Genomic DNA, 24,054 nt, shown 5'->3' on the forward strand with positions numbered 1-24,054 from the left:
GCCGTAGAAGGGCCGCGCCTTCACCTGTCCTGCCTTCGAACAGACGCTTCGCAGCTTCCTCACCCGAGTACGCTTCTCGCGCATGACCCGCTGGACCGACGATCCCACCCCGCCCGAGCCGTCGCAGACGGATGCGGCCCTGCGCGCGGCCGCGGCCCCGCTGGCCGGCGGGCGCGGCGTCGCAGTGCTGGTGCGTACCGATGGCGTGGTGATCGGTGCCAATGCCGCCGCGCGGGCACAGGGAAGCCGGAGCGGGGCACTGCCGGCCGATGTCGCACGGGCCATCGCGCGCATTGCCGCCGCCCTGCAGCCCGGCCGTCCGCCGCGGCTGGAGCGCGTGCGCCTGCCGGGCCGGCTGGTCGCCGAGACCTTCGCCTGCTCGCTGGTGACGAGCGGAAACGCACGTGCGGTGCTGCTGGCGACCCCAGGCATGGGCACCGCACCGGCGCCGTCCTCCGCCGACGCCCTCTTCGCCCCCATCGAGCGGCCCGCATGCGCCGAGCCCCCCGCTCCGGTCGCTCCTGCTCTGGAAGCGAAACCGGCGCGGGCCGCGCCCCCCTCGCCCGCCCCCGCGGCCGTGCCCGCCCTCGCGCTCGGCCGCTTCACCTGGCGTTCCGGGCTCGACGGCCGCTTCAGCCATGTCGATGCCACGCTCTCTGCGGCCCTCGGCCGGGCCGCCGGAGGGCTGATCGGCTCGGATTGGGACGCGCTCGGCGCGCCCACCGTGCAGGACCGGTTACGCGCCGGCACCAGCTTTTCCGGGCTGCGCGTCACCTTGCCCGGCAAAGGCGGCCCGTTCGATGCCGAAATAGGCGGCGCCCCTGTGCGCGGGGAAGGCATGCGCGGCTTCGGCCTGCTGCTGGCGCCCTCGTCTCCCCATGCGCGCCTGCGTCCGGACGGCGGGCCCGCCCGCACCGAACCGGCCGCAGCGCCGGTCCAGCCGCCCGAGGTCACGCCGGCAGCCCCCCCCGCGCCGCAACCGGAGCTGCCGCGGGCCGGATCTGCGACACCCGCCGACGGATCGTCCGAGCGCTCCGCGCCGGCACCCGCCACGCTCGCGCCGGTGTCGGAGACGGCCCGAGAGGGTAAACAGCCGGAGGGTATCGAAGCCTCCGCAACCATCGAGATCCCCGGCTCGCCGCCTGCGCGGGACCCCTCCGCAGCCAGCGCCGATGAACCTGGCCCGCGCGTCGAGCCTCCGCCCATACCCGCGCCGCCCGCGCCACCGTCCGGCCTCACCCTCGCCCCCGGCGGGCGCAACGTCATTCCGCTGCGCAGCGGGGCCGGCGATCCGAACCGGCTGGATGTGGCGCGCGCCTCATGGGCCGGGCTCACGGCCGGCGAGCGCAACGCCTTCCGGGAGATCGCCCGCGCCCTCGGCGCCCGGCTGGAAGGGGCGGATGACGAGGATCACGGCTATCTGGAGCCGGAGGCGCCCGAAAGCCTGCTGCCCGAGCCGGAGCCGGAGCTTTCGCCCCGCGACCAGACCCTGCGCTCGCTGGAAGAAGCCCTGCGCGCCGCGATTCCCCCGGTCCCCGCTCCCGCGCCGGCCCCCACCGCCGCGAATGACGGCATTCCCCTTCCCGAAGCCTCCCGTCCCGTGCGCGGGCCGGCGAATGAAGGCCTGCGCCACGCCGCGGCCGGTGGCGAGCGGCCGATCCTCGACCGCCTGCCCTTCGGCGTCGCGGTGGAGCAGGACGACCGCCTCATCTACGCCAACCGCGCCCTGCTCGGCTGGACCCGCCATGCCGACACGGCCGCGCTGGAAGCCGATGGCGGGCTCGCCGCCCTGCTCGAAGGCCCGCAGGCGGCCGGCGGCGCGGGCGGTTCGGAGGAGGCCGGCGAGACCCCGCGCACCATGCAGTTCGTCACCGCCGGCGAGCGTTTCCCGGTCGAGGTGCGGCTGCTCTCGGTACCGTGGGACGGCGGCGGCCATGCCCTGCTCTATGTGCTGCGCCGGGTTCCGGCCAACCCGGCCGGGGACGAGCGGCTGCGCCAGGCCGAGCTCGCACTGCGCGAGGCCGAGGCGACGGCGCGCGAGCTGCGCTCCATCCTCGACACCGCGACCGACGGGGTGGCGCTGGTCGATCGCGCCGGCACCATCCTCAGCCTCAACCGTTCCGCCGAGGCACTGTTCGGCTTCGATGCCGCCGAATTGCAGGGCGAGGCCATCACCCTGCTCTTCGCGCCCGAGAGCCACCGCGCGGTGGTGGACTATCTCGACGGCCTTGCCTCCAACGGCGTTGCCAGCGTGCTGAATGACGGGCGCGAGGTCATCGGCCGCGAGCGCGAGGGCGGCCTCATCCCGCTGTTCATGACCATCGGCCGGGTGGGCGAGGAGGCCGACAAATATTGCGCCGTGCTGCGCGACATCACCCAGTGGAAGCGCGCCGAGGAGGAACTGACCGAGGCCAAGCGGAACGCCGAGAAGGCGAACCTCGCCAAGTCCGATTTCCTCGCCAAGATCAGCCACGAAATCCGCACCCCGCTCAACGCCATCATCGGCTTTTCCGAGGTGATGATGGAGGAGCGCTTCGGGCCGATCGCCAATGACCGCTACCGCACCTATCTGCGCGACATCAGCGCCTCCGGCGCGCACCTGATCTCGCTGATCAACGATTTGCTGGACCTGTCCAAGATCGAGGCCGGCAAGCTGGAACTCGCCTTCGCCAGCGTGGCGCTGAACGAGATCATCCAGCAGTGCATCGGCATCATGCAGCCGCAGGCGAACCGCGAGCGCATCATCATCCGCTCCTCGCTCGCGCCGAACCTGCCTCCCGTGGTGGCCGATCCGCGCTCCATGCGGCAGATCGTGCTGAACCTCGTCTCCAACTCCATCAAGTTCACCAAGCCGGGCGGGCAGGTGATCCTCTCCACCATGCTCAGCGAGAGCGGGGAAGTGGTGATCCGGGTGCGCGACACCGGGGTCGGCATGTCGGAGACCGACATCGCCATTGCGATGGAGCCGTTCCGCCAGCTTCCCACCACCGGCCGCGCCGCCATCGAGGGCACCGGCCTCGGCCTGCCGCTCACCAAGGCCCTCGCCGAAGCCAACCGCGCCACCTTCGCCATCCGCAGCGCGGTGGACGCCGGCACGCTGGTGGAGATCACCTTCCCTTCCACGCGGGTGCTGGCGGAGTAGGTGATGGTACCCTACCCGCCCCGCGGCAGCACGAAACCCTCGCCGTTACGGGCGGGGGCGGCGAAGCCCATGCGGGCGAGGGCGTGGAGGGTGGCGCGCACCTGCGGTTCTATGCGCCGGCCCTGACGGAAGCGCCCGGCGATGCCGGCGGCATCCAGCGCGGCGGAGGCTTCCGCCAGCGCCGCCATGATCGCGGCGGTGCGCTCCACCTCATTCGCCGGGAAAGCCGGCTTCGGGGGTGTGCGCAGGGCGAAGACGGACGGCATCTCCGGCTGTCCCTCGACCGCCTCCCGACGTTCCCGCAGCACCGCGGCGGCATCGAGCCTGAGCCGGGCGCGCTGATAATCCGGCCGCAGCCAGCGCACGAGTCCACGCGCCTCCTCGTCGGCCCGCTCGGCATTGAGGGCGACGAGGCGGGCGAGCATGGCCTGCGCCGACAGCCCGGCCGGCCAGCCATAGGCCTCCCGCACCAGCGCATCGAGACTCTCGTGCAGTTCCTGCAGGATGAGCACCAGCCCCTCCTCCAGGATGCCCCGGTCGTCCGCTTCCAGCGGCGCGCCGGCCTTCAGCTTTTCCAGCACGTTGTACATGCCGGTGAGCGTGAGGCGCGGGTGCTCGCTTTGCCGGGCCTTTCGAAAGGCGTCGAGTTCCTCGGCGACGGCGCGGATGCGGGCTTTCAGGGCGGCGGGAGTATCCGGGAAGGGGAAAGGATCGAAGACGCGGGATTTGGAATAGCGCGGATCATTGCCGATCCCAAGCCAACCCCCGGCACGCAACGCCCAGCCGACATGGATCGACGACGACAGCACACCCAGCGCATAGGCGTCCTCGCTCGCGATGCAGACCAGCATGTTGTCCGGGCAGATCGCGGCGTCCAGGAACTGGAAGACGCGATGGCGCGCGGTCTCGACTGTGGCGATGTAGCGGGGCAGTCCCGCCAGCGCCGGGCGGAAATCCTGCCTCGGCTTGCCGAACAGCCACCATTTCTCGACATATTCCCGCGCATCCCGCGTGGCCGAACGCTCGACCTGCTTCTGGCGGTCCGCTTTCACATGCGACAGGAGATGCTGATAGACCTCCGGAAAACGTCCCCTCACCTCCTCGGCCGTCAGCCCGAACAGGTCGATCACCATCACCCCGCGCGGATGGGCGGTGAGGTCGCGGCCGTTGCGATAGGGGCGGATATGGGCGTCCAATCCCTCGCGTCGGCCAAGGCCCAGCGCCGCCGCCTCGCCGGGGGTGACGATGAAGCCGGCGCCGTGGAGCTTCACGCCCGGCGAACAGATGACGGCATTCGCCTTCAGCGCCCTTGCCCCCGTCACATCCGCCCCAACCGTGAGGTCCGGGTTGATCTCCCCGCGCCGCTCGCTGAACGTGATGGCCGGCGTGTCGCTCTCCAGCCCCTCCTCCTGCACCACCTCCATCAGCAGCCCTTCATGGCGTCCCGCGGCGGCCACCGTCATGGCGATGCGCACCGCGGCGGCATCTTTCGTCGCGCGGGTCCAGGGGTGGTCGGGGACCGCCGTCAGCAGGGAGACCGGATGCTTCGCCCGCATCCGCGCCGCCATCACCCGGCGGGAGAAGTCCTGCGTGATGGAATTGGTGGTCACGAAGCCGAACCGCTTCAGCCTCGTGCCTTTGCGGGTCAGCAGCTCCGCCGCGCGGTCCCACCAGTACATCACGAGATCCGCGCTCTCATTCATGTGCGGATGCGCCGCCCATAGCGCGCGGGCATAGCCCTCGCCAAGTCGGCCGCGAATATCCTTGCCGCCCATGAAAGGTGGGTTGCCGACGATGAAATCGGCCTTCGGCCATGCCGGCACGCGGGGGTTGCGCAGATGCAGCACCGGTACGCGGCGGCCTTCCGCGTCGGTTTGCATCAGCGGCGCGCCGACGGCATCGGTGGCGGGCTCGGCGCCGTCATGGGTCAGCACGGCGTCCATGGCGGCGATGGCGCGGAAATCGCGCAGGATCGGCTCGGTCGGCTGCCCCTTAGCGGTGCGGAAGAACCATTGCAGGAAGCCGATCCAGACCACCAGCTCAGCGATGGCGGCAGCATGGGGATTGATCTCGATGCCGAGGAACTGGTGCGGATCCACCATGTGCCGGTCGAGGCCGAGCATCTCCTGCCCGCCGAGGTCCGCCAGCGCTTCCAGCACTTCACCTTCGAGCCGCTTCATCAGTTCCAGCGCGACATAGAGGAAGTTTCCTGTGCCGCAGGCCGGATCGAGCACATAGGTGTCGCAGAGCCGGGTGTGGAAGCGCTGCACCTCGGCCAGCGCATCATCACCCTTGCCGGCAGCGGTCAGGCGCTCGGCGGCGGCGCGCACATGGTCCCAGTCGGCGCGCAGCGGCTCGATGACGGTCGCCAGCACCAGCCGCTCGACCGAGGCGCGCGGGGTGTAGTGCGCGCCCAGCCTGCGGCGCTCGACGGGGTCGAGCGCCTGTTCCAGCAGCGTACCGAAGATCGCGGGCTCCACCTCGCGCCAGTTCGCGCGCGCCGCGGCGAGCAGTTCGCCGATCGCCTCCGCCGGCAGCGGCAGCACGGTGCGGTCCTTGAAGAGATAGCCGTTGAAACGCTTCACCCGCTCTTCGATGGCATAGGCGAAGCCGCCGGTGTCCATCACTTCCCAGAGCTGGCCGACCAGTTCGGGGAACAAATCGGGCAGCATCCGGCAGCGCTCCAGCACCTGCTTGAAGCTGTCCTTGTGGATCAGCTCCACATCCTCGGCGAACATGGTGAACAGGCAGCGCATCAGGAAGGCGGCAATGGCGTGCCGGTCGTGGGCGAGGCGGCCATCATGCGTGGTGCGCCCCTCCAGGAATTTCGACACCGCGGCAAGCCGGGCGGCGATGTCGCGCGTCACCTTTGCGGCGCGGCGGGTGGGGTCGAGCGCGTGGGGAGCGGTCCAGACGAGACGCAGCCGCTCGCGTGCCTCGGGCGTGCGCAGATCGTCGAGAAAGATGCGGAAGCCCTGCCGGTCGGGGAACTGGGCGTAGTTCTTCCCCTGGCCTGAAAAGTCGGCATAGAGCTCGAAGCAGTGGCCGACATCGCAGACCACGAGGAAGGGCGGCCAGCCCTCCCCCGCCGGCAGGGCGCGGGCATAGTCCTCGGCCTGCCGCCGGGCGTTCATCATCAGCACGTCCCAGCGGCGGCTCTCGCGCCGGCCCTGCGGGGCCGACGGCGATGGCGGGGAGACCCTATCCAGCACGCGCGCCTTGGCACCGCTGCCCTGCCGGCTCTGCTTGGCCTCCAGCACGAAGCAGCCGCGCTTGTAGAGGTCGATGCGCCCGCGGGCGCTGGTCCCGTCCGGCTCGCGGAAGGTCACGGCGCGTTCGAACACATAGGCGTTGAGCTCGCTCGCCGGCCCGGCAGGCTCGGGCGGGTCGACGCCGATGAGCTGGCATAGCTCGGCCAGGAACAGCGCGTAATTCGCCCGTTCCTGGCCGCCCCCGCGAGCCGACCAGCGGGAGATGAAGGCTTCGGCATCGACCATGAGGCGCCCGGATGAACAGGGTGCGAAGGCCAATAACTACAATCAAAAGACGAGTGATTCTCAAAATACAATTTTCACGATTATCTTCACCACAACGCCCTGCACCTCGCGGCACAAGCCCGTGCTGAGCGGATGGCAAGAGCCGGCCCGTGGCGAAACCGGACGGCCCCGGCGGTGTGCGTGCCTGAAGCTTCAGGGCTCCGGCGTCACCGCGCCGACCGTGCTCGGCGGCAGCAGCGGGCGGGCGGCCCCGGAGCGGCGGATCATCGCCTGCGCGTCGGGCAGCAGATAGGGGCTGTCCCAACCGCCCTCGACGACGAAGGGCAGCTCGAAGGGCCCATCGTCGCCACGCGCCGCGCTCACCAGGCCGGCGGTGCCGCGCAGGTCCAGCGTGCGCTCGGCGAGGGAGACGTCGCCGGTCATGTCGATCTTCACCGTATTGCTGGCCGCGGTGAGCGTGTCGACCGCGACGATGCCCTGCCTCACCGTGCCGGCAGCATGCAGCTCGTCGAATTCCGTGGTGCCACCGCGCAGCGTCGCACCGCCCGAGAGCGGCCGGCGCTGCAGCCGGTTCAGCACCTGCCCGACATCGATGCCGAGAATGGCGCCATTCGCCGCGTCCAGCGAAACCGTGCCGCTCAGGTTGGCGAGGATGTCGGCGACGCTCATCCCCGTTCCGTTCACCGCCATGCGGAAGGAGCCCGTGCCCTCCAGCCGCTGCTGGCGGATCAGGCTGGCGAGCGCGGCGGCAAGGTCGACATCGGTGCCGGCAAGCTCCACCCGCACCTCGCTGCCGCCCTGCTGGGTGGGCGCGATATTGGCGCTGGCGCGCAGATCGCCTTTCCAGCCTTCCGCTTCGCCGATCGCGAGCGACAGCCGGCCGCCCTTGAGGAACGCGCTGGCGGCCACCCGGTCGAAGGGCGTGCCGCCGGCGATCACCTGCCCGGCCGAGACCCTGAGATCCAGGTCGAATCCGTGAAGCCGGCGCGCATCGATCGGATCGCGGTTCCAGTCACGACCCTCGGGATCGGACATGGAGAGCCGGCCATAGGGCGACAGATCCACGGTCTCGGCGGCGAAACTGCCCTGGATGACGGGACGGCCCTTGTCGATGCGCAGCGAAAGCCCGCCATCGGCGCGGTTGCCGTCGAGGTCGAGCCGCGCATTGGCGAGGGCGAGGCTGTCGCCGGCCACCATCGCCCGCCCGCGTAGGCGGAACGGGCCGAGCCCCTCCTCGGTGGGGGGGTCGATGCCGATCCAGCCCAGCATGTCGCGTAGCAGCGGGGACGCAATGTCGAGATCGCCGTCGGTGTTCATCGCGCCATCGGCGAGGCGGACATTGCCCTGATAGGCGAGAGAGAGCGGACTGCCGCTCACACTCAGCTTCCCATAGCCGGCGGCGCCCCGCGAGATGGCGGCGAGGTCGGACACCTCACCGTCATAATCCAGCGTCTCGCCACGCCACCCGGCCTGACCGGACAGCTTCAGCGAGCGGCCACCGCGCAGCACGATGTCGCCCTCCACCTCGTGCAGCAGCGGCGCGGTGATCCCGTCGCGGGTCAGCAGGACGGAGCCATCGCTGACCGTGAGATGAAGGCGCGGCGCCTGCCGGCCGAGCACCGCGGCAAGGTCGAACCAGGGCGCGAGGCTGTCGGCGATCGCGCCGCTCAGGATGATGCGCGGGCGATGGAGGTCGATGCGCGCGGCGCGCACGGCGCCCGTCAGCATGGGCAGCACGTCCAGCACCACCCGCACCGAAGGCACGTCCACTGAAGCGGAAGCCAGTCCGCCCACAGCCACATTGTCGATCTGCAGCGCCGGCCAGGGCAGGATGGAAAAGCTGGCCTCGCCGCGCACCCGGACAGGCCGGCCGATGGCCTCCTCGAGCGCCGCGACGGCCTCGTCCTTGAGCCGGTCGCCCGAGGCGAACATCGGTGCGATGACCGCGCCGCCAAGGGCGAGGAGGACCACCAGCAGAAGGAACGGGGCGAATCGCTTCATCCGAACAAGTCACGCCTTCATGCCGCCATGCGCAAGTGCCCCGCGAAACCGGCGGCTGCTCCGCTCCTCCGGCTTCGCGGGGCCCTCGCATGCCGGCCCCGTACCCCCACTCAATCGTGCGGCAAGATCACCATGCTCTGTGTCTGTTTCAAGGCCTGACAGCCGCGCGGCTCAACGCTATGAATCATGCAGTGCACAATCGGCGCGCGCGATCGCTGGCGTGCGGATTGTGGGGCGATCCGGCGGGACGGGACAAGAAAACAGCGCAAAACGCCAACCGGAAGCCTCCGGCGAGAGCGGATAACAAGGGTCCCGGAAGCCATTGGCGGGTTTGGGAGTGGACGCATGACGACGACGACCGGGACGACGACCGGGACACCGCTCTGGACCCCGAGCCCGGAGCGGGTGGCGCAAAGCGGCATCACCGCATTGATCGCCCGCGTGAATGCCGCCCACGGCACCGCCCTCTCGGATTATCGCGACCTCCACGCCTGGTCGGTCGCCGAGCCCGGAACCTTCTGGCAGGAAATCTGGCGGCTCGGCGCGGTGATCGGCGAACAGGGCAACGTGCTCCTCGCCGACGGCGAACGGATGCCCGGTGCCCGCTTCTTCCCGCAGGCCCGGCTGAACTATGCCGAGAACCTGCTGCGCCCGCGCGATCCGGCGAGCCTCGCCTTCGTGTTCCGCGGCGAGGACAAGGTGGAGCGCCACATCGCCTTCGGCGAACTCACCGCCCTCGTCTCGCGGCTCCAGCAGGCGCTGAAGGCGGCCGGCGTCGGGGTCGGCGACCGGGTCGCGGCGACCATGCCGAACCTGCCGGAGACCATCGCGGTGATGCTGGCGGCCTCATCGCTCGGCGCCGTGTTCTCCTCCTGCTCGCCGGATTTCGGCGAGCGCGGCATCCTCGACCGCTTCGGCCAGATCGAGCCCACGGTCTATGTCGCCTGCGACGGCTACTGGTACAACGGCAAGCGCGTGTCGATCGCCGACAAGCTGGCAGCCGTGGTGCCGCAGCTTGCGAGCGTCGCGAAGACCGTGATCGTCTCCTATCTCGGCGAGGCGGAGCAGGTGGCCGCCCAGCTGCCCGACGCCGTGTCGCTGGACGGCTTCATCGCGCCCTTCGCGCCGGCGCCGCTCGCCTTCGAGCCGTTGCCCTTCGATCACCCGCTCTTCATCCTGTTCTCCTCCGGCACCACCGGCGTGCCGAAATGCATCGTGCACGGGGCCGGCGGCACGCTGCTCCAGCACATCAAGGAGCATCGCCTGCATTGCGACCTCGTGCCCGGCGAGCGGCTGTTTTACTTCACCACCTGCGGCTGGATGATGTGGAACTGGCTCGTCACCGGCCTCGCCAGCGGGTTGACGCTGTGCCTGTTCGACGGCTCGCCCTTCGCGCCTTCGCCTTCCGTGCTGTTCGACTATGCGCAGACCGAGCGCTTCGCGCTGTTCGGCACCTCGGCGAAATACATCGATTCCGTGCACAAGGAGGGCCTGCGCCCGATCGAGACGCACGACCTCTCCGCGCTGAAGGCGATCACCTCCACCGGCTCGCCACTTGCCCCGGAGAGCTTTTCCTTCGTCTATGAGGGCATCAAGGCCGACGTGCACCTCGCCTCCATCTCGGGCGGCACCGACATCGTGTCCTGCTTCGTGCTCGGCGACCCGACCGCGCCGGTCTACAAGGGCGAGATCCAGTGCGCCGGCCTCGGTATGGCGGTGGATGTGTGGTCGGATGACGGCGTCCCGCTCGCCGAAGGACGCGGCGAGCTGGTCTGCACCCGGCCCTTCCCCTGCATGCCGGTGATGTTCTGGAACGACCCGGACGGCGCCCGCTACCGCGCGGCCTATTTCGACCGCTTTCCCGGCATCTGGTGCCATGGCGATTTCGCCGAATGGACATGCCATGGCGGGCTCATCATCCATGGCCGCTCCGACGCCACGCTGAACCCGCAGGGCGTGCGCATCGGCACGGCGGAGATCTACGCCCAGGCCGAGCAGGTGCCGGAGATCGTCGAGGCCCTCGCCATCGACCAGGACTGGGACAATGACGTGCGCGTGGTGCTGTTCGTGCGGCTGAGGGAGGGCGTCGCGCTCGACGACGCGCTGGAAAAGCGCATCCGCACCCAGATCCGCACCGGCGCCTCCCCGCGGCATGTGCCGGCGAAGATCCTCGCGGTGAACGACATTCCCCGCACCCGCTCCGGCAAGATCACCGAGCTTGCGGTGCGCGACGTGGTGCATGGGCGGCCGGTGAAGAACACCGAGGCGCTGGCCAACCCGGAATCGCTCGAACTGTTCCGCAACCGGCCAGAACTGGCGAACTGAACGTCGAGAGCACGTTCTCGGCGATCAGGCGATTCCACCTGATCGGAAGGGCTCTGGCGGCGTGCGACGACATCGCTCGCGGCGCGGGAGAACCACGCCAGCCGGTCTTGCGCGCGCCCTGCATCCAAGAGAGCCCTCCCCGCACAACAAAAAGGGGCGGCCCGACGGCCGCCCCTTGCAGACACGAGGATATGCCGCCTCAATCGTCGAGGCTGCCGATGTGGTGCTGGGCGTAGAGCTGGACGCCGAGCTGGCCGATCAGGTCGAGCTGGGTCTCGAGGAAGTCGATGTGGCCTTCCTCGTCGGCCATCAGCTCCTTGAAGAGATCGCGGCTCGGATAGTCGCGGACCTCGGCGCAATAGGCGGCGGCTTCCTGATAGAGCGCGCGGGCGTCGATTTCCGCGGCGAGATCGCACTCGATCACTTCCTTCACGTTCTGGCCGATCCGCAGCGGATCGAGAACCTGAAGGTTGGGGAAGCCGTGGAGGAACAGGATGCGATCGACGAAGCGATCCGCATGCTGCATTTCCTCGATCGATTCGGCGCGCCACTTCTTGCCGAGATTCTTGTAGCCCCAGTTGTCCAGCATGCGGAAATGCAGCCAGTACTGGTTGATGGCCGTCAGCTCCGAACGCAGACCGCGGTTGAGATAGTCGATGACCTTCGGATCGCCCTTCATGGTGGCGGCCTCCCTCGCAGGTGAATCTCTGTGGCCACTCTTTAGAACGATTAAAAGAAGTGAGCAAGCCACAAAAACACGATCCTACCTGCCAGGATCGAAGCATCCCAATCTGATGACGTGAAGACGGCCCCTATTCGGCCGGAAGCGCATGGGCGTGCAGGGTCGGCGGGACGTGCGCATGCTCATGATGCGTGAGATCGCGATGGGCCCGGGCGTGGTGCGCGTGGGCGGAACGACCATGATGCCCATGGTCGTGCCCTTCCGCCAGCACAGCCTCACGATCATGGGCATGGCCGTGCGGGTGCGCGTGGTCGTGCGAGTGCGGATGCTGGTGGTCGTGATTGTGATCGTGCGCCGCATGGGCGGCGGGGCATTCCAGCGGACAGGCGCCGCAGGCGGTGCTGCCGAGGGCGGTGTCTATGATCGAGCGAATGGTGCGCGCGCAGCGCCCGCATTGCGGGCTACAGCCGAGGCAGCGATAGACCTGCCCCGCCGTGCGGGGCGTCGCCTCATGTTCGGCCACGGCATCACGAATTTGCCGGTCCGACAGCACATTGCAAGAACACACGATCATCGCGCGAGCGGAGCCTGAAACATCTCACTCATTAGAATTATTCTAAAAAGTGCCTTGATCTTCATTTCTCGCGCTAAAGGGCGGAGGCGTCAACTGGCAAAAGGTGATCTGGCGATAGCGTGAGCGAATAATGACTGTGCAGACCGCACTCCTTCATTTTAGTTCTTCTAGAGTAAAGCAGCGAATCCACATCCCGACACTAGCGCGGCCGGTTTTCTGTCTCGCCGGGGTGGCCGATCGGATCGCTGCCGAGCCGCGCGAACAGCAAATGGTCCTGCCACACGCCGTTGATGCAGAGGAACTCGCGGCCATAACCCTCGCGGCGGAAGCCGACGCCCTGCAGCAGGCGGATCGAAGGTTCGTTGTGCGGCAGGCACGCCGCCTCCACCCGGCGCAGGCCGAGGCTTCCATGGGCGAAGGGCAACAGCGCCCGCACCGCCGCGCTCATATACCCCTTGCCGGCATGCGGAGCGCCCATCCAGTAGCCGAGGCTCGCGGTCTGGGCGACGCCGCGCCGCACATTCGACAGCGTCACCCCACCCAGCAGCGAAAGATCGCCCTGCCGGAACACCAGAAAGGGATAGGCCTGGTCCTCCCGCACGTCGCGTGCATAACGCCGCATCCGCCGGCGGAAGGCGCCGCGCGTCAGGTCGTAGGCCGGCCAGAGCGGTTCCCAGGGCGTGAGGAAGGCCCGGCTCTGCTCGCGCAACGCCGCCCATGCGGCGAAGTCCGCCATGACCGGCGCCCGCAGCAGCACTCCCCTTCCCTCGATGATGGGAGGGGAATCCGGCCATGCGACGACGCGGAAGAGAGCCATGAGTGCCGCCCGGGGGTGCAGGCCGACGCTCGCGCGTCAGGCTGCCTTCACATCCAGACGTTCGGCGATACGGGCGGCGCTTTCAAGTGTCTTGCCCGGCCCCAACGCGACGAAGGTGGGCCGGCCGCGCCCCATCAACGCCCGGCCCGCCGCCTTGGCGTCGGCCAGCGTCACCGCCTCGAGCCGGGCGACGATTTCCTCCAGCGGGATCGGTCGACCGAAGGCGAGCATCTGCCGGGCAAGCTGGTCGGCCCGCGCACCGGAGCTCTCCAGCGCCGCGAGCAGCCCGACCTTGGCCTGCGCCTTGGAGCGGGCCAGCTCGGCTTCGGTCATGGTCTCACTGCACTCATTGATCTGATCGATCACCACACTGGTCAGATCGGTCACGTCACCGGCATCGGTTCCGGCGTAGATTCCGAACAGCCCGGTGTCGCTATAGGCCCAGTGGAAGGAATAGACCGCGTAGCATAGCCCCCGCGCCTCCCGTACCTCCTGGAACAGCCGTGACGACATGCCTCCGCCCAGCACGTTGGTGAAGACCTGCAGGGCGTGGAAACCCGGATCCCGATAAGACAGACCCGGCAGGCCCAGCAGAAGATGAGCCTGCTCGAGATCGCGCCCGCCGCCCAGCTTCACCCCGCCCTCATAGCGGGCCGCGGCCGGCGCCTCCTTGGCGTCCGCTCCGAAGGGCGCGAGCCGCGCGGCGACATCCGCCACCACCGAATCATGGTCTACCGCCCCGGCAACCGCCACGATGGCGCGGGGGCCGCGGTAGTTGCGCGAAAGGTAGCCTTCCAGTTGCGAAGGTCCGAAGGACCGCACCGTCTCGGGCGTTCCGAGAATGGACCGGCCGATCGACTGGTCGGGAAAAGCCTGCTCCTGGAACAGATCGAAGACGAGGTCGTCCGGCGTGTCGAGCGCCGCGCCGATCTCCTGGATGATGACATTGTGCTCGCGCCCCAGTTCCTCTGGGTCGAACATCGGCTCGGTGAGAATGTCCGACAGCACGTCGATCGCGAGCGGCACATCCTCGCCCAACACCCGCGCATGGTAGGCGGTGTGCTCGACGCTGGTCGCCGCATTGATATCGCCGCCGACCGCCTCGATCTCCTCGGCGATGGCGCGGGCGCTGCGCCGGCGCGTGCCCTTGAAGGCCATGTGCTCCAGGAGATGCGAGATTCCGTGCTCATCCGCCCGCTCGTCGCGCGCACCCGCTCCGATCCAGATGCCCAGCGAGGTCGTGGCGAGATGAGGCATCGCGTCGGTGACGACGGTCGCGCCGTTATCGAGCCGGGTGATGCGCGGGGACGCCTTGTCAGCCGCAGTCATGCCGCGTTCTCCGTGCCGGCGCGGGCATGGCGCGCGATATAGGCCTCGATCGCCGCCAGATCGTTCGGCAGGCTCGGCGTGCGCTCCGGTCGTTCGTAGAGGTCGGCGAGATGCGCAGGAAGTTCCGGACGCTCCCCGCAGGCCTTCTCGACGGCATCTGGAAACTTCGCCGGATGGGCGGTGGAGAGCACGACCTGCGGCACATGCGGGTCGTGCTTCACCCGCTCCGCCACGCTCACGGCGACGGCGGTGTGCGGATCGATCAGATAACCGGTCTCGCGCCGTATGCGCGCAATGGTCGCCGCGGTCTCGGCTTCATCGGTGCGGAGGGCGTCGAACTCGGCCCGGATTGCCGCCATTGCCTCATTGGGCGGGGCAAAGGCACCGGATTGTGTGAGCGAGGCCATCAGACCGCGAATCGCCCCGGCATCGCGGTCCACCGCCTCGAACAGCAGCCGTTCGAAATTGGAGGAGACCTGAATGTCCATCGAGGGCGAGGACGAGGGCACCACGCCCGTGACGTCATAGCGGCCGGTGGCGAGGGTGCGTGCCAGGATGTCGTTCACATTGGTCGCGATGACCAGCCGCTCGACCGGCAAGCCCATGCATTTGGCGACGTAGCCCGCGAAAATATCGCCGAAATTCCCCGTCGGCACCACGAAGGAGACCGACCGATGCGGAGCGCCGAGCGCAACGCCGGCAACGAAGTAATAGACCACCTGCGCGACGATGCGCGCCCAGTTGATGGAATTGACGCCCGCCAGCCGCAGCCGGTCGCGGAAGGCGTGGTGATTGAACATCGCCTTCACATGGGCCTGACAGTCGTCGAACGTGCCCTCGACCGCGATGGCATGGACATTGGGGCTGTCCACCGTCGTCATCTGGCGGCGCTGGACCTCCGAGACGCGGCCGGCCGGATATAGGATGAAGACATCTGCGCGGGCGCTGGTGCGGAACGCCTCGATCGCCGCGCTGCCGGTGTCGCCGGAGGTTGCGCCGACGATGGTGGCGCGCTCGTCCTTCGCGGCGAGAGCATGATCCATCATGCGCCCGAGCAACTGCATCGCCACGTCCTTGAAGGCGAGCGTGGGGCCGTGGAACAGTTCAAGCACGAAGCGGTTCGGCGCGATCTGGACGAGGGGTGTCACCGCCGGGTGCCGGAAGCTGGCATACGCTTCCGCGAGCATTGGACGCAGCACATCGGCCGGGAAAAGCGGATCGCTGAAGGGCGCGATCACCCGGTCCGCTGCCGCCGCATAGTCAAGACCGGCGAGCTTGCCGATCTGCAGGGGCGTCAGCGCCGGAAACGCCTCCGGGACATAAAGGCCGCCATCGCGGGCGAGGCCCGCCAGAAGAGCATCGGAAAAAGGAAGAACGGGAGCTTCGCCCCGGGTGGAAACGTAACGCACGGGCGCCTCCGAGAAATGCGCGCGCAAACTAGTGGCGGGCCGGGCGCGGCGCAAGTCAGCCAAAATGCACCTCAGGCACCATGCGCCCTCACGACCGCTCGCGCAGTCGCATCATCGCGAAGACGGCGAAGAAGACGAGCAGCGTCGCGGCCAGTCCGAACCAGGTCAGAGCGTATTCCATGTGCCGGTTCGGAAAGGTGATGCGTGTCAGACCGCCGACCGGCAGGCCGCCGGGATTCGGCGTAGCGTCGGCATCGATGAGAAACGGCGCGACCCGGGAAAGCCCGCGCACAGCCGCGATCGCTTTGGGATCGCGCGTGTACCAGGCATCCCGCGCGGGGTCGTTGTCCGGGGTGAACAGGGTCGCGGTCTCCGGCATCCGCAGCAGGCCGGTGACGGCGACCGGCCCTTCGACGTCGCCCTGCGGCCGACTGGATGCGGCCTTGCGCTCGAGCGGGACGAAGCCACGATTGACGAGGATCGCCGTACCGTCGGACATCACCAGCGGCGTCACCACCCAGTAGCCGGGACCGCCGCCGCCATCCGGCGTTTCGTCAACCAGAGCATAAGCCTGCACTTCGAGATCATTGCGGAAGTGGCCGGTGGCAGTGACGCGACGATATTCGTCGTTCTGGAAAGTCACGCCGCCCCAAGCGCTTTCCGCCGGCACCGGCACCGCGGGCTCGTGGATCCGCGCTTCCACCTTGGCGATGAGATCTTCTTTCCAGCGCAACCGGTCGAGCTGCCACCAGCCGAGGCCTACGAGGATGGGAAAGAGCAGGAGCGTCGCGATGCCGGGACCAAGCAGCGAGCGCAGCAACGATCTGCGCCGGTGGGATGACGCTGAATCCGCCGGCGCCAATCCCGCCTTTTCCTGAAGCGTCACGAAGGGCCTCGGTCGATCCGCCCTTCGGACGCACGCTTCGCATATTGCTGCGCCACGAGCAGAGCCTTGAGAGGGCGCATCAGCCCGATCGTGGAGATGAGGACCAGCGGCGTCCATAGCAAGGCGTGCACCCAGAGCGGCGGCGACCAGGTGAGCTCGACCCAGAGCGCCAGCCCGACCACCAGCGTGCCTGCCAGCAGGATGATGAAGACGACCGGGCCATCGCCGGAATCGGCAAAATCATAGCTCAGCCCGCATTGGTCGCAGGCCGGTGCGATCTCGAGAAAGCCCTTGAAGAGGCGTCCTCGGCCACAGCGCGGACAGCGGCAGGCAAGGCCGGCGGCAAGGGGGGAAACGTCACTATGGAAGGGCTGGAGATCCATGCCGCTGTTCTACTCTCCTCGCCCGGGCCCCGCAAAATGCAAAAAGGGGCGGCCAATGGCCGCCCCCGAAAATCTGCAACACATCGAGCCTCAATGAGGCGCACCTGAGCCGCCCCACACATAGATGAAGGTGAAGAGGAACAACCAAACCACGTCGACGAAGTGCCAGTACCAGGCCGCAGCCTCGAAGCCGAAATGGTGGGTCGGGGTGAAGTGACCGGCATACAGCCGGCCGAGGCACACGGCGAGGAAGATGGTGCCGACGATCACATGGAAGCCATGGAACCCAGTCGCCATGAAGAAGGTGGCGCCGTAGATGTTGCCCGAGAAAGCGAACTCGGCATGGCTGTATTCGAAGCCCTGGCAGAGCGAGAAGATCACCCCCAGGATGACGGTGAGCCAAAGGCCCCACTTGGCGGACTGACGGTCGCCATGGACAAGAGCGTGGTGCGCCCAGGTCAGCGTCGTGCCGGAGGTTAGCAGGATCAGCGTGTTCAACAACGGCAGATGCCAGGGATTGAAGGTCTCGATCCCCTTGGGCGGCCACTGACCGCCCGTAAACTCACTCCGGGTGAAGTTGATGGCCTCGCCGGCATAGAGGGAGGCATCGAAGAAGGCCCAGAACCACGCCACGAAGAACATCACCTCGGAGGCGATGAACAGGATCATGCCGTAGCGCAGGTGAAGCTGGACGACCTGTGTGTGGAGGTGCTGGTGCTCGGCCTCTCGGATGATGTCGCGCCACCAGACGACCATCGTGTAGATGACGCCGAGGAGGCCCGCGATCATGACGAGCATGGTCAGTTGGCCGTGCATCCAGAACACGGCGCCGACGGCGAGGATGAACGCGGACACCGAGATGACGAACGGCCACGGACTCGGTTCGACGAGGTGGTAGTCGTGATGCTTGACGTGTGCCTCGGCCATTGGCGCGCCCTCCGTTCGTTTCTTTCCTAGCGGGCCGTTATTGTGGCCGCAATATTCCTAGCGCTGCGTCACAACGGCGCTTTAGTCGCCGATTGACCGCTCGCAACCGTCGGTGCCTTGCTCGGTGCCTTCGGGAAGAAGGTATAGGACAAGGTGATCGTCTTGATCTGCGCGGCGTCCTCGTCCTTCAGCATGTCGGGATCGACGAAGAACACCACCGGCATCTCCATCATCTCGCCCGGCTGCAGGGTCTGGTCGGAAAAGCAGAAGCACTGAATCTTGCTGAAATGACTGCCCGCCGAGCCGGGCGTGACGTTATAGGTCGCCGCCGCGGTGGTGGGCGTCTTGGCGTGGCTGGTCACCCGGTAATGAATGAGCTTCGTCTCGCCGAGCTTGACGGTGACCGAGCGCACGTCAGGCTCAAAGCTCCAGGCGAGCCCCGGCGCCACGTTCGAATCGAACCGCACCTCGACCGTCTGGCTGGAAACGTGGTCCGGGGCGACTTCGGCCACGCGGGTGGACCCGGCGAAACCCGTGACTTGGCAGAACAGCCGGTAGAGCGGCACCGCGGCATAGGCCGCACCGACCATCGCGACGACAAAGACCGCACAGGCGATCGCCACCACCGCGTGGCGCTGGCCGGAACCCTTCGGTGCGGAAGACGGCATGCGGTCGCTCATCGCTACCTCACAGGGGTCGGTTCAGAACGTTCGGACCCAGCTTCACGATCGTCACGATGTAGAAAAGTAGGCACAGCCCGCCCAGTACCAGCGCGATCGCTACGGAGCGCGACCGGCGTCGGCGCTTCTGCTCCGGCGTCAGCACGATTCCCGTGGGCTCTCGGCCCTTCTCGCTTTCCTTGTCCGGCATAGTCCTGCCCTCGCTCACAAGCCGAGCCATGTCGGGCTCTGCACGGTTTCGATCAGCAGGACAGCGAACAGCAGGAAAAGATAAAGGATGGAGAAGGCGAAGAGGCGCTTCGCTGCGGCATCCGCCATCGCCCCCTCGCGCCGGCGATAGACCTGGACGGCCAGCGCCAGCATGATGCTGCCGCTGAGTATCGACACGGTGCCGTAGGCAAGACCGGCCATGCCCAGCGCAAAGGGCGAAATCGCGAGCGGGACGAGGATCAGCGTGTAAAGCAGGATCTGCCGGCGCGTCTCCGACGCACCCGCAACGACCGGCAGCATCGGCACACCGGCCCGCGCATAATCGCCGGACTTGTAGAGCGCGAGCGCCCAGAAATGCGGCGGCGTCCAGAAGAAGATGATGAGGAAGAGCAGCACGCTTTCCAGCCCGATGCCGCCAGAGGCCGCGGCCCAGCCGACCATGGGAGGGAAAGCACCCGCCGCGCCGCCGATCACGATGTTCTGCGGCGTCGAGCGCTTCAGCCACATCGTATAGACGACCGCATAGAAAAAGATGGTGAAGGCAAGCAACGCCGCCGCCAGCACGTTGACCAGAAGGCCGAGCACGATCACCGAGCCGACCGAGAGCGTCATGCCGAAGGCGAGCGCCTCGCGCGGGGTGACGCGGCCGGCCGGCACGGGCCGGGCACGCGTGCGCGTCATGAGCGCGTCGATATCGGCGTCCCACCACATGTTGAGGGCACCCGATGCCCCCGCCCCGATCGCGATGCAAAGCAGCGCGGTGAAGGCGATGACCGGATGCACGTCCGCGGGCGCGCGCACGATGCCTACCAGCGCGGTGAAGACGACAAGCGACATCACCCGGGGCTTCAAAAGGGCAATGTAGTCCGAGACCGAGGCGAAGGACACCGCCTCGGCGGCACCGGTCTCGGCACCCGTCAATTCATACTCGCGCGAGGCGACGTCACTCATCATGCGCTCCGGTCTCGCACATCCCGTCCCGCGCCGGCGCTGAGGGCATGGATGTGCGGCGTGTTCGGGCAGCAGCGGCGCGCCGTGGCGCGCCGGTCACTTTCATGGCTCCGGCAATGCCGGAGGCGAAGCTCATCACTTGATGCGCGGCAGCGTGTCGAAGTGATGGAAGGGCGGCGGCGAAGACAGCGTCCACTCCAGCGTTGTGGCACCCACGCCCCAGGGATTGTCGCCGGCCGGCACCTTGGCGGCGAACATGCGGTAGACGCCGAACAGGAACACCAAAACCGCGACGCCCGAAATATACGAACCGATCGAGGAGATGAAGTTCCAGTGTGCAAAGGCGTCCGGATAGTCCGCATAACGGCGCGGCATGCCAGCGAGGCCGAGGAAGTGCTGCGGAAAGAAGACCAGGTTCACGCCGACGAAGGTCAGCCAGAAATGGATCTTACCGATCGTCTCGGAATACATGTAGCCGAACATCTTGGGCGACCAGTAGTACCAGCCGGCGAAGATGGCGAACACGGCACCCAACGAGAGCACGTAGTGGAAGTGAGCCACCACATAGTAGGTGTCGTGCAGCGAGCGGTCGATGCCCGCATTGGAGAGCACGACGCCGGTGACGCCGCCCACCGTGAACAGGAAGATGAAGCCGATCGACCACAGCATCGGCACGCGGAAGGAGATGGAGCCGCCCCACATGGTGGCGATCCACGAGAAGATCTTAACGCCCGTCGGCACCGCGATGATCATGGTGGCGGCCACGAAATAGGCCTGCGTCGAAGCGGAGAGGCCGACCGTGTACATGTGGTGCGCCCACACCACGAAACCCACCACGCCGATCGCCACCATCGCATAGGCCATGCCGAGATAGCCGAAGATCGGCTTCTTCGAGAAGGTGGAGACGATGTGGCTCACAATGCCGAAGCCCGGCAGGATGAGGATGTACACCTCCGGATGACCGAAGAACCAGAACAGGTGCTGGAACAGGATCGGATCGCCGCCACCGGCCGGATCGAAGAAGGTGGTGCCGAAGTTGCGGTCCGTCAGCAGCATGGTGATGGCACCGGCGAGGACCGGCAGCGACAGCAGCAGCAGGAACGCGGTGACCAGCTGCGCCCAGGCGAACAGCGGCATCTTGTGCAGCGTCATGCCGGGGGCGCGCATGTTCAGGATGGTGGTGATCAGGTTGATCGCGCCGAGGATCGAGGACGCGCCCGCAATGTGCAGCGAGAGGATCAACAGGTCCATCGCCGGGCCGGGATGGCCGAGCTTGGTGGAAAGCGGCGGATAGATCGTCCAGCCGCCGCCGAACCCCTTCGAACCCGCGGCACCCTCGACGAAAAGCGAGAGGATGGCGAGGGCGAAGGATGGCGGCAGCAGCCAGAACGCCACGTTGTTGATGCGCGGGAACGCGGTATCCGGCGCACCGATCATCAGGGGGATGAAGTAATTGCCGTAGCCGCCGATCATCGCCGGCATGACCATGAAGAAGATCATGATCAGGCCGTGACCGGTCGTGAACACGTTGAAGGTCTGCGGATCGGAGAAGATCTGCAGGCCCGGCTGCTGCAATTCGGCACGGATGCCGATCGACAGGATGCCGCCCACGACCCCCGCCACGATGGCGAAGATCAGGTACATCACGCCGATGTCCTTGTTGTTGGTCGAATAGACCCAGCGCTTCCAACCCGTCGGGTCGCCCGCATGACTGGCTGCATTCGTGGCCATGAACTCAGTCCCTCATCCGCGCTTGCGCGCTTCACACCCTGATGGAGCGGCGGCGCTCAGCGCGTCGCCGACAGCGCGATACCAGCCCCGGCCACCGCATCGTTCACGGCATAGGTCGGGCGCGGAGCCTCGTTCGCGGCAAATTTCTTCTTCGCTTCCTCGATCCACGACGCAAAATCCTGCTCGCTCACCACCCGGATGGCGATCGGCATGAAGGCGTGGTCCTTGCCGCAGAGCTCGGAGCACTGGCCGTAGAACATGCCTTCTCTGGTCGCCTGGAACCAGCTTTCGTTGAGGCGGCCCGGCAGGGCGTCGATCTTCACGCCGAAGGACGGCATGGCGAAGGAGTGGATCACATCGCCCGACGTGACCTGGATACGCACCACCTTGCCGACCGGCACGACGACCTCATTGTCGACCGCCAGCAGACGCGGCTGGTCCGGCTTGCGCTCCTCGTCCGTCAGCATCAGGCTGTCGAAGGTGAAGGCACCATTATCCGGATACTCATACGACCAGTACCATTGGTGACCGGTAATCTTCACCGTCAGGTCCGCCTTGGGAATGTTCAGCTCGAGGAACAACAGGCGGAAGGACGGGATCGCGATGGCGACGAGGATGAGGACCGGAACCACCGTCCACAGCACCTCGATCAAGGTGTGATGGGTGGTCTTGGAGGGAACCGGATTGGCCTTCTCGTTGAACCGCACCATCACGACGATGAGCAGGACAAGCACCAGCAGCACGACGCTGATGATGATGACGAGCAGGAAATTGTGGAAGGAATGGATGCTCTCCGCTACCGGAGAGGCTGCCCCCTGGAAATTCACCTGCCAGTCCGAAGGCTGGCCCATGCCGGCAAAGGCAGCGCCTGCCGCCCCCAGCAGCAGAACGATGCCCGCGGCGAGGCTCCCGGCATATCGTGCACAAGAGCGCGCGATGTTGCTGATCCACGACTGCATCGCGATCGTCACTCCCTACTACTTAGCTGCATGCCGTTACCGTTGCGTCACGCGAGTGAGGGAACCGTCGGCAATTGGTATCCATCAAACACAAATCTGGAAGGCGAGCAACGCGACAGGGACGCCTGCCTGTGCGACATGACGTCGGGTGTCTGGGAGATTTCAAAAAAACGCTTTGGCTACCATTCCGCCAGCGAAGCCCCTTCGGGCCGCGCCGCATTCTTGACATAGCGCGCGTGCGCTGTAGGGCTCCCACCCACGGGCGGCTGCGACCGACCGAAGCAGCCGATTCGGCGCCGTGCCCGCCGGCGCGCGCCGTCCAGAGACACGATCCTCGGGAGAGCAGACGATGCGCGGGTTTTTCTCGCTCCATATGGTGGCGGCCCTTTTTCTCGGCCTTGCCACGCTTGTTGCCGGTGCGGGAGGCGCCAGCGCACAGGGCGTCGTACGCTCGGTACATGGCGACTGGCAGATTCGTTGCGACACGCCCCCCGGCGCACAGTCCGAGCAGTGCGTCCTGCTGCAGAGCGTGCAGGCCGACGACCGCCCGAATGTCGGGCTCACCGTCATCATCCTGAAGACCGCCGACCAGCAGAGTCGTCTGCTGCGCGTGCTGGCGCCGCTCGGCGTGCTGCTGCCCTCCGGCCTCGGGCTGAAGATCGACCAGACCGATGTGGGTCGCGCCGGTTTCGTGCGCTGCGTGCCCAATGGCTGCGTGGCCGAGGTGGTGCTGGACGACAAGCTGGTGGGCCAGCTCCGCACCGGGCAGAACGCCACCTTCATCATCTTCCAGACACCTGAGGAGGGTATCGGCATCCCCCTCAGCCTGAAGGGCTTCGGCGAGGGCTACGACGCCCTTCCCTGAGGAGTTCCACCGTGAGCCTGCCAGCCGACGACGCCTCCGCTTTCGAGCCGACCGGACCCGAGTCCCCTCCCCGTCTCGTGATCTTCGATATGGACGACGTGTTGGTGGACTACGACGTCGGAGCCCGGCAGGCGGCGATGGGCGCGCTCGCAGGCCTCTACGCCGCCGAGGTCGACCGGCGGATCTGGCAGAGCGGGATCGAGGATGCCGGCGACATGGGAGCGCTGGACGCCGATCGCTATCTGGAGGCCGTGGGCGAGGCGCTCGGCATTCGCTTCGACCGCGCGGAATGGCTGGCGACACGCGCGCTCGCTACCCGGCCGCGCCCGAAGATGACCGCGCTGGCGCAGCGGGTCGGCCAGCGCGCCACGCTGGCGCTGCTCACCAATAACGGGCTGGTCATGAAGGAGCATTTCGACCGGCTCGTGCCGCATCTGCGTCCGCTCTTCGGAGAGCGGATGCATGCGGCGGCCGAATTCCGGACCAAGAAACCGGACCCGACCATCTTTGCGCGCCTCGCCGCGCTCCATGGCTTCGCGCCGGGTGAAGCCATGATGATCGACGACAAGGCCGGACACATTGCCGGCGCCCGTCGCGCCGGGCTGCGGGGCCACCACTTCACCGGCATCGACGGACTCGCACAGGCGCTGGCGCGGCTTCACCTTATATAAGGTGTGCGCCGAGAC

Annotated in this window: 19 protein-coding genes; 4 read left to right on the top strand and 15 right to left on the bottom strand. The window is 67.4% G+C overall.

Features of this window, described 5'->3' with window-relative positions:
- Positions 1–82: 82 nt before the first annotated feature.
- Complete coding sequence (locus MWN34_RS05820; protein ID WP_247027485.1) at positions 83–3,142, top strand: histidine kinase dimerization/phospho-acceptor domain-containing protein; 3,060 nt, start codon at positions 83–85, stop codon at positions 3,140–3,142.
- Between the two features lie 11 nt (positions 3,143–3,153).
- Here MWN34_RS05820 and MWN34_RS05825 read toward each other — a convergent pair whose 3' ends face one another.
- Together MWN34_RS05825 and MWN34_RS05830 are read right to left on the bottom strand one after the other, a co-directional pair.
- Positions 3,154–6,639, bottom strand: a complete 3,486-nt coding sequence (locus MWN34_RS05825) for a class I SAM-dependent DNA methyltransferase (protein WP_247027487.1) — start codon at positions 6,637–6,639, stop codon at positions 3,154–3,156.
- 192 nt (positions 6,640–6,831) lie between these two features.
- Positions 6,832–8,640: an AsmA family protein gene (locus tag MWN34_RS05830; RefSeq protein ID WP_247027489.1), complete on the bottom strand. Its 1,809-nt coding sequence runs from the start codon at positions 8,638–8,640 to the stop codon at positions 6,832–6,834.
- Between the two features lie 345 nt (positions 8,641–8,985).
- Between MWN34_RS05830 and MWN34_RS05835 the strand changes: the two genes are divergently transcribed.
- The gene (locus MWN34_RS05835) at positions 8,986–10,965 is read left to right on the top strand and encodes an acetoacetate--CoA ligase (RefSeq protein WP_247027491.1); all 1,980 of its coding nucleotides are present in this window, start codon (positions 8,986–8,988) and stop codon (positions 10,963–10,965) included.
- Positions 10,966–11,164: 199 nt separating this feature from the next.
- On the opposite strand, the gene bfr is transcribed toward MWN34_RS05835, so the two are convergent.
- From bfr to coxB, 13 genes are all read right to left on the bottom strand, one after another.
- Positions 11,165–11,644, bottom strand: a complete 480-nt coding sequence (gene bfr / locus MWN34_RS05840) for a bacterioferritin (protein ID WP_247027493.1) — start codon at positions 11,642–11,644, stop codon at positions 11,165–11,167.
- A gap of 133 nt (positions 11,645–11,777) precedes the next feature.
- Positions 11,778–12,221, bottom strand: coding sequence for a (2Fe-2S)-binding protein (locus MWN34_RS05845; RefSeq protein ID WP_247027495.1), 444 nt, complete (start codon positions 12,219–12,221; stop codon positions 11,778–11,780).
- A 199-nt stretch (positions 12,222–12,420) separates the two neighbouring features.
- Positions 12,421–13,038, bottom strand: coding sequence for a GNAT family N-acetyltransferase (locus MWN34_RS05850; protein WP_247027498.1), 618 nt, complete (start codon positions 13,036–13,038; stop codon positions 12,421–12,423).
- A gap of 36 nt (positions 13,039–13,074) precedes the next feature.
- Positions 13,075–14,367: a M16 family metallopeptidase gene (locus MWN34_RS05855; RefSeq protein WP_247027500.1), complete on the bottom strand. Its 1,293-nt coding sequence runs from the start codon at positions 14,365–14,367 to the stop codon at positions 13,075–13,077.
- Positions 14,364–15,776: a threonine synthase gene (gene thrC / locus MWN34_RS05860; RefSeq protein ID WP_247027502.1), complete on the bottom strand. Its 1,413-nt coding sequence runs from the start codon at positions 15,774–15,776 to the stop codon at positions 14,364–14,366. Before thrC ends, MWN34_RS05855 begins: the two co-directional genes overlap by 4 nt.
- 88 nt (positions 15,777–15,864) lie before the next feature.
- Positions 15,865–16,596 (bottom strand): SURF1 family protein, encoded by a 732-nt coding sequence (locus MWN34_RS05865; protein WP_247027504.1) that lies wholly within the window; start codon positions 16,594–16,596, stop codon positions 15,865–15,867.
- Between the two features lie 62 nt (positions 16,597–16,658).
- Positions 16,659–17,045, bottom strand: coding sequence for a DUF983 domain-containing protein (locus MWN34_RS05870; protein ID WP_247027506.1), 387 nt, complete (start codon positions 17,043–17,045; stop codon positions 16,659–16,661).
- Between the two features lie 90 nt (positions 17,046–17,135).
- The gene (locus MWN34_RS05875; RefSeq protein ID WP_247027508.1) at positions 17,136–17,972 is read right to left on the bottom strand and encodes a cytochrome c oxidase subunit 3; all 837 of its coding nucleotides are present in this window, start codon (positions 17,970–17,972) and stop codon (positions 17,136–17,138) included.
- Positions 17,973–18,040: 68 nt separating this feature from the next.
- Entirely contained in the window at positions 18,041–18,652 is a 612-nt protein-coding gene (locus tag MWN34_RS05880; RefSeq protein ID WP_247027510.1) for a cytochrome c oxidase assembly protein, read from the bottom strand.
- Positions 18,653–18,659: 7 nt separating this feature from the next.
- Positions 18,660–18,842, bottom strand: a complete 183-nt coding sequence (locus MWN34_RS05885; RefSeq protein ID WP_247027646.1) for a hypothetical protein — start codon at positions 18,840–18,842, stop codon at positions 18,660–18,662.
- Between the two features lie 14 nt (positions 18,843–18,856).
- The gene (locus tag MWN34_RS05890) at positions 18,857–19,813 is read right to left on the bottom strand and encodes a heme o synthase (protein ID WP_247027512.1); all 957 of its coding nucleotides are present in this window, start codon (positions 19,811–19,813) and stop codon (positions 18,857–18,859) included.
- Between the two features lie 135 nt (positions 19,814–19,948).
- Positions 19,949–21,544, bottom strand: a complete 1,596-nt coding sequence (gene ctaD / locus MWN34_RS05895) for a cytochrome c oxidase subunit I (protein ID WP_247027514.1) — start codon at positions 21,542–21,544, stop codon at positions 19,949–19,951.
- Positions 21,545–21,600: 56 nt separating this feature from the next.
- Positions 21,601–22,503, bottom strand: coding sequence for a cytochrome c oxidase subunit II (gene coxB, locus MWN34_RS05900; RefSeq protein ID WP_247027516.1), 903 nt, complete (start codon positions 22,501–22,503; stop codon positions 21,601–21,603).
- Between the two features lie 373 nt (positions 22,504–22,876).
- Here coxB and MWN34_RS05905 point away from each other — a divergent pair, with 373 nt between their 5' ends.
- Both MWN34_RS05905 and MWN34_RS05910 read left to right on the top strand, forming a co-directional pair.
- The gene (locus tag MWN34_RS05905; RefSeq protein WP_247027648.1) at positions 22,877–23,368 is read left to right on the top strand and encodes an invasion associated locus B family protein; all 492 of its coding nucleotides are present in this window, start codon (positions 22,877–22,879) and stop codon (positions 23,366–23,368) included.
- Positions 23,369–23,379: 11 nt separating this feature from the next.
- The gene (locus MWN34_RS05910) at positions 23,380–24,039 is read left to right on the top strand and encodes an HAD-IA family hydrolase (protein WP_247027518.1); all 660 of its coding nucleotides are present in this window, start codon (positions 23,380–23,382) and stop codon (positions 24,037–24,039) included.
- The last annotated feature ends 15 nt before the right edge of the window (positions 24,040–24,054 follow it).

The organism is Ancylobacter crimeensis (assembly GCF_023016805.1).
Classification (GTDB): Bacteria; Pseudomonadota; Alphaproteobacteria; order Rhizobiales; family Xanthobacteraceae; genus Ancylobacter; species Ancylobacter crimeensis.

Coding starts and splice junctions, on each gene's coding strand:
- MWN34_RS05820 (WP_247027485.1), top strand. CDS start 83: ATGACCCGCTGGACCGACGATCCCACCCCGCCCGAGCCGTCGCAGACG.
- MWN34_RS05825 (WP_247027487.1), bottom strand. CDS start 6,639: ATGGTCGATGCCGAAGCCTTCATCTCCCGCTGGTCGGCTCGCGGGGGC.
- MWN34_RS05830 (WP_247027489.1), bottom strand. CDS start 8,640: ATGAAGCGATTCGCCCCGTTCCTTCTGCTGGTGGTCCTCCTCGCCCTT.
- MWN34_RS05835 (WP_247027491.1), top strand. CDS start 8,986: ATGACGACGACGACCGGGACGACGACCGGGACACCGCTCTGGACCCCG.
- bfr (WP_247027493.1), bottom strand. CDS start 11,644: ATGAAGGGCGATCCGAAGGTCATCGACTATCTCAACCGCGGTCTGCGT.
- MWN34_RS05845 (WP_247027495.1), bottom strand. CDS start 12,221: ATGATCGTGTGTTCTTGCAATGTGCTGTCGGACCGGCAAATTCGTGAT.
- MWN34_RS05850 (WP_247027498.1), bottom strand. CDS start 13,038: ATGGCTCTCTTCCGCGTCGTCGCATGGCCGGATTCCCCTCCCATCATC.
- MWN34_RS05855 (WP_247027500.1), bottom strand. CDS start 14,367: ATGACTGCGGCTGACAAGGCGTCCCCGCGCATCACCCGGCTCGATAAC.
- MWN34_RS05870 (WP_247027506.1), bottom strand. CDS start 17,045: ATGGATCTCCAGCCCTTCCATAGTGACGTTTCCCCCCTTGCCGCCGGC.
- MWN34_RS05875 (WP_247027508.1), bottom strand. CDS start 17,972: ATGGCCGAGGCACACGTCAAGCATCACGACTACCACCTCGTCGAACCG.
- MWN34_RS05880 (WP_247027510.1), bottom strand. CDS start 18,652: ATGAGCGACCGCATGCCGTCTTCCGCACCGAAGGGTTCCGGCCAGCGC.
- MWN34_RS05885 (WP_247027646.1), bottom strand. CDS start 18,842: ATGCCGGACAAGGAAAGCGAGAAGGGCCGAGAGCCCACGGGAATCGTG.
- MWN34_RS05890 (WP_247027512.1), bottom strand. CDS start 19,813: ATGAGTGACGTCGCCTCGCGCGAGTATGAATTGACGGGTGCCGAGACC.
- ctaD (WP_247027514.1), bottom strand. CDS start 21,544: ATGGCCACGAATGCAGCCAGTCATGCGGGCGACCCGACGGGTTGGAAG.
- coxB (WP_247027516.1), bottom strand. CDS start 22,503: ATGCAGTCGTGGATCAGCAACATCGCGCGCTCTTGTGCACGATATGCC.
- MWN34_RS05905 (WP_247027648.1), top strand. CDS start 22,877: ATGGTGGCGGCCCTTTTTCTCGGCCTTGCCACGCTTGTTGCCGGTGCG.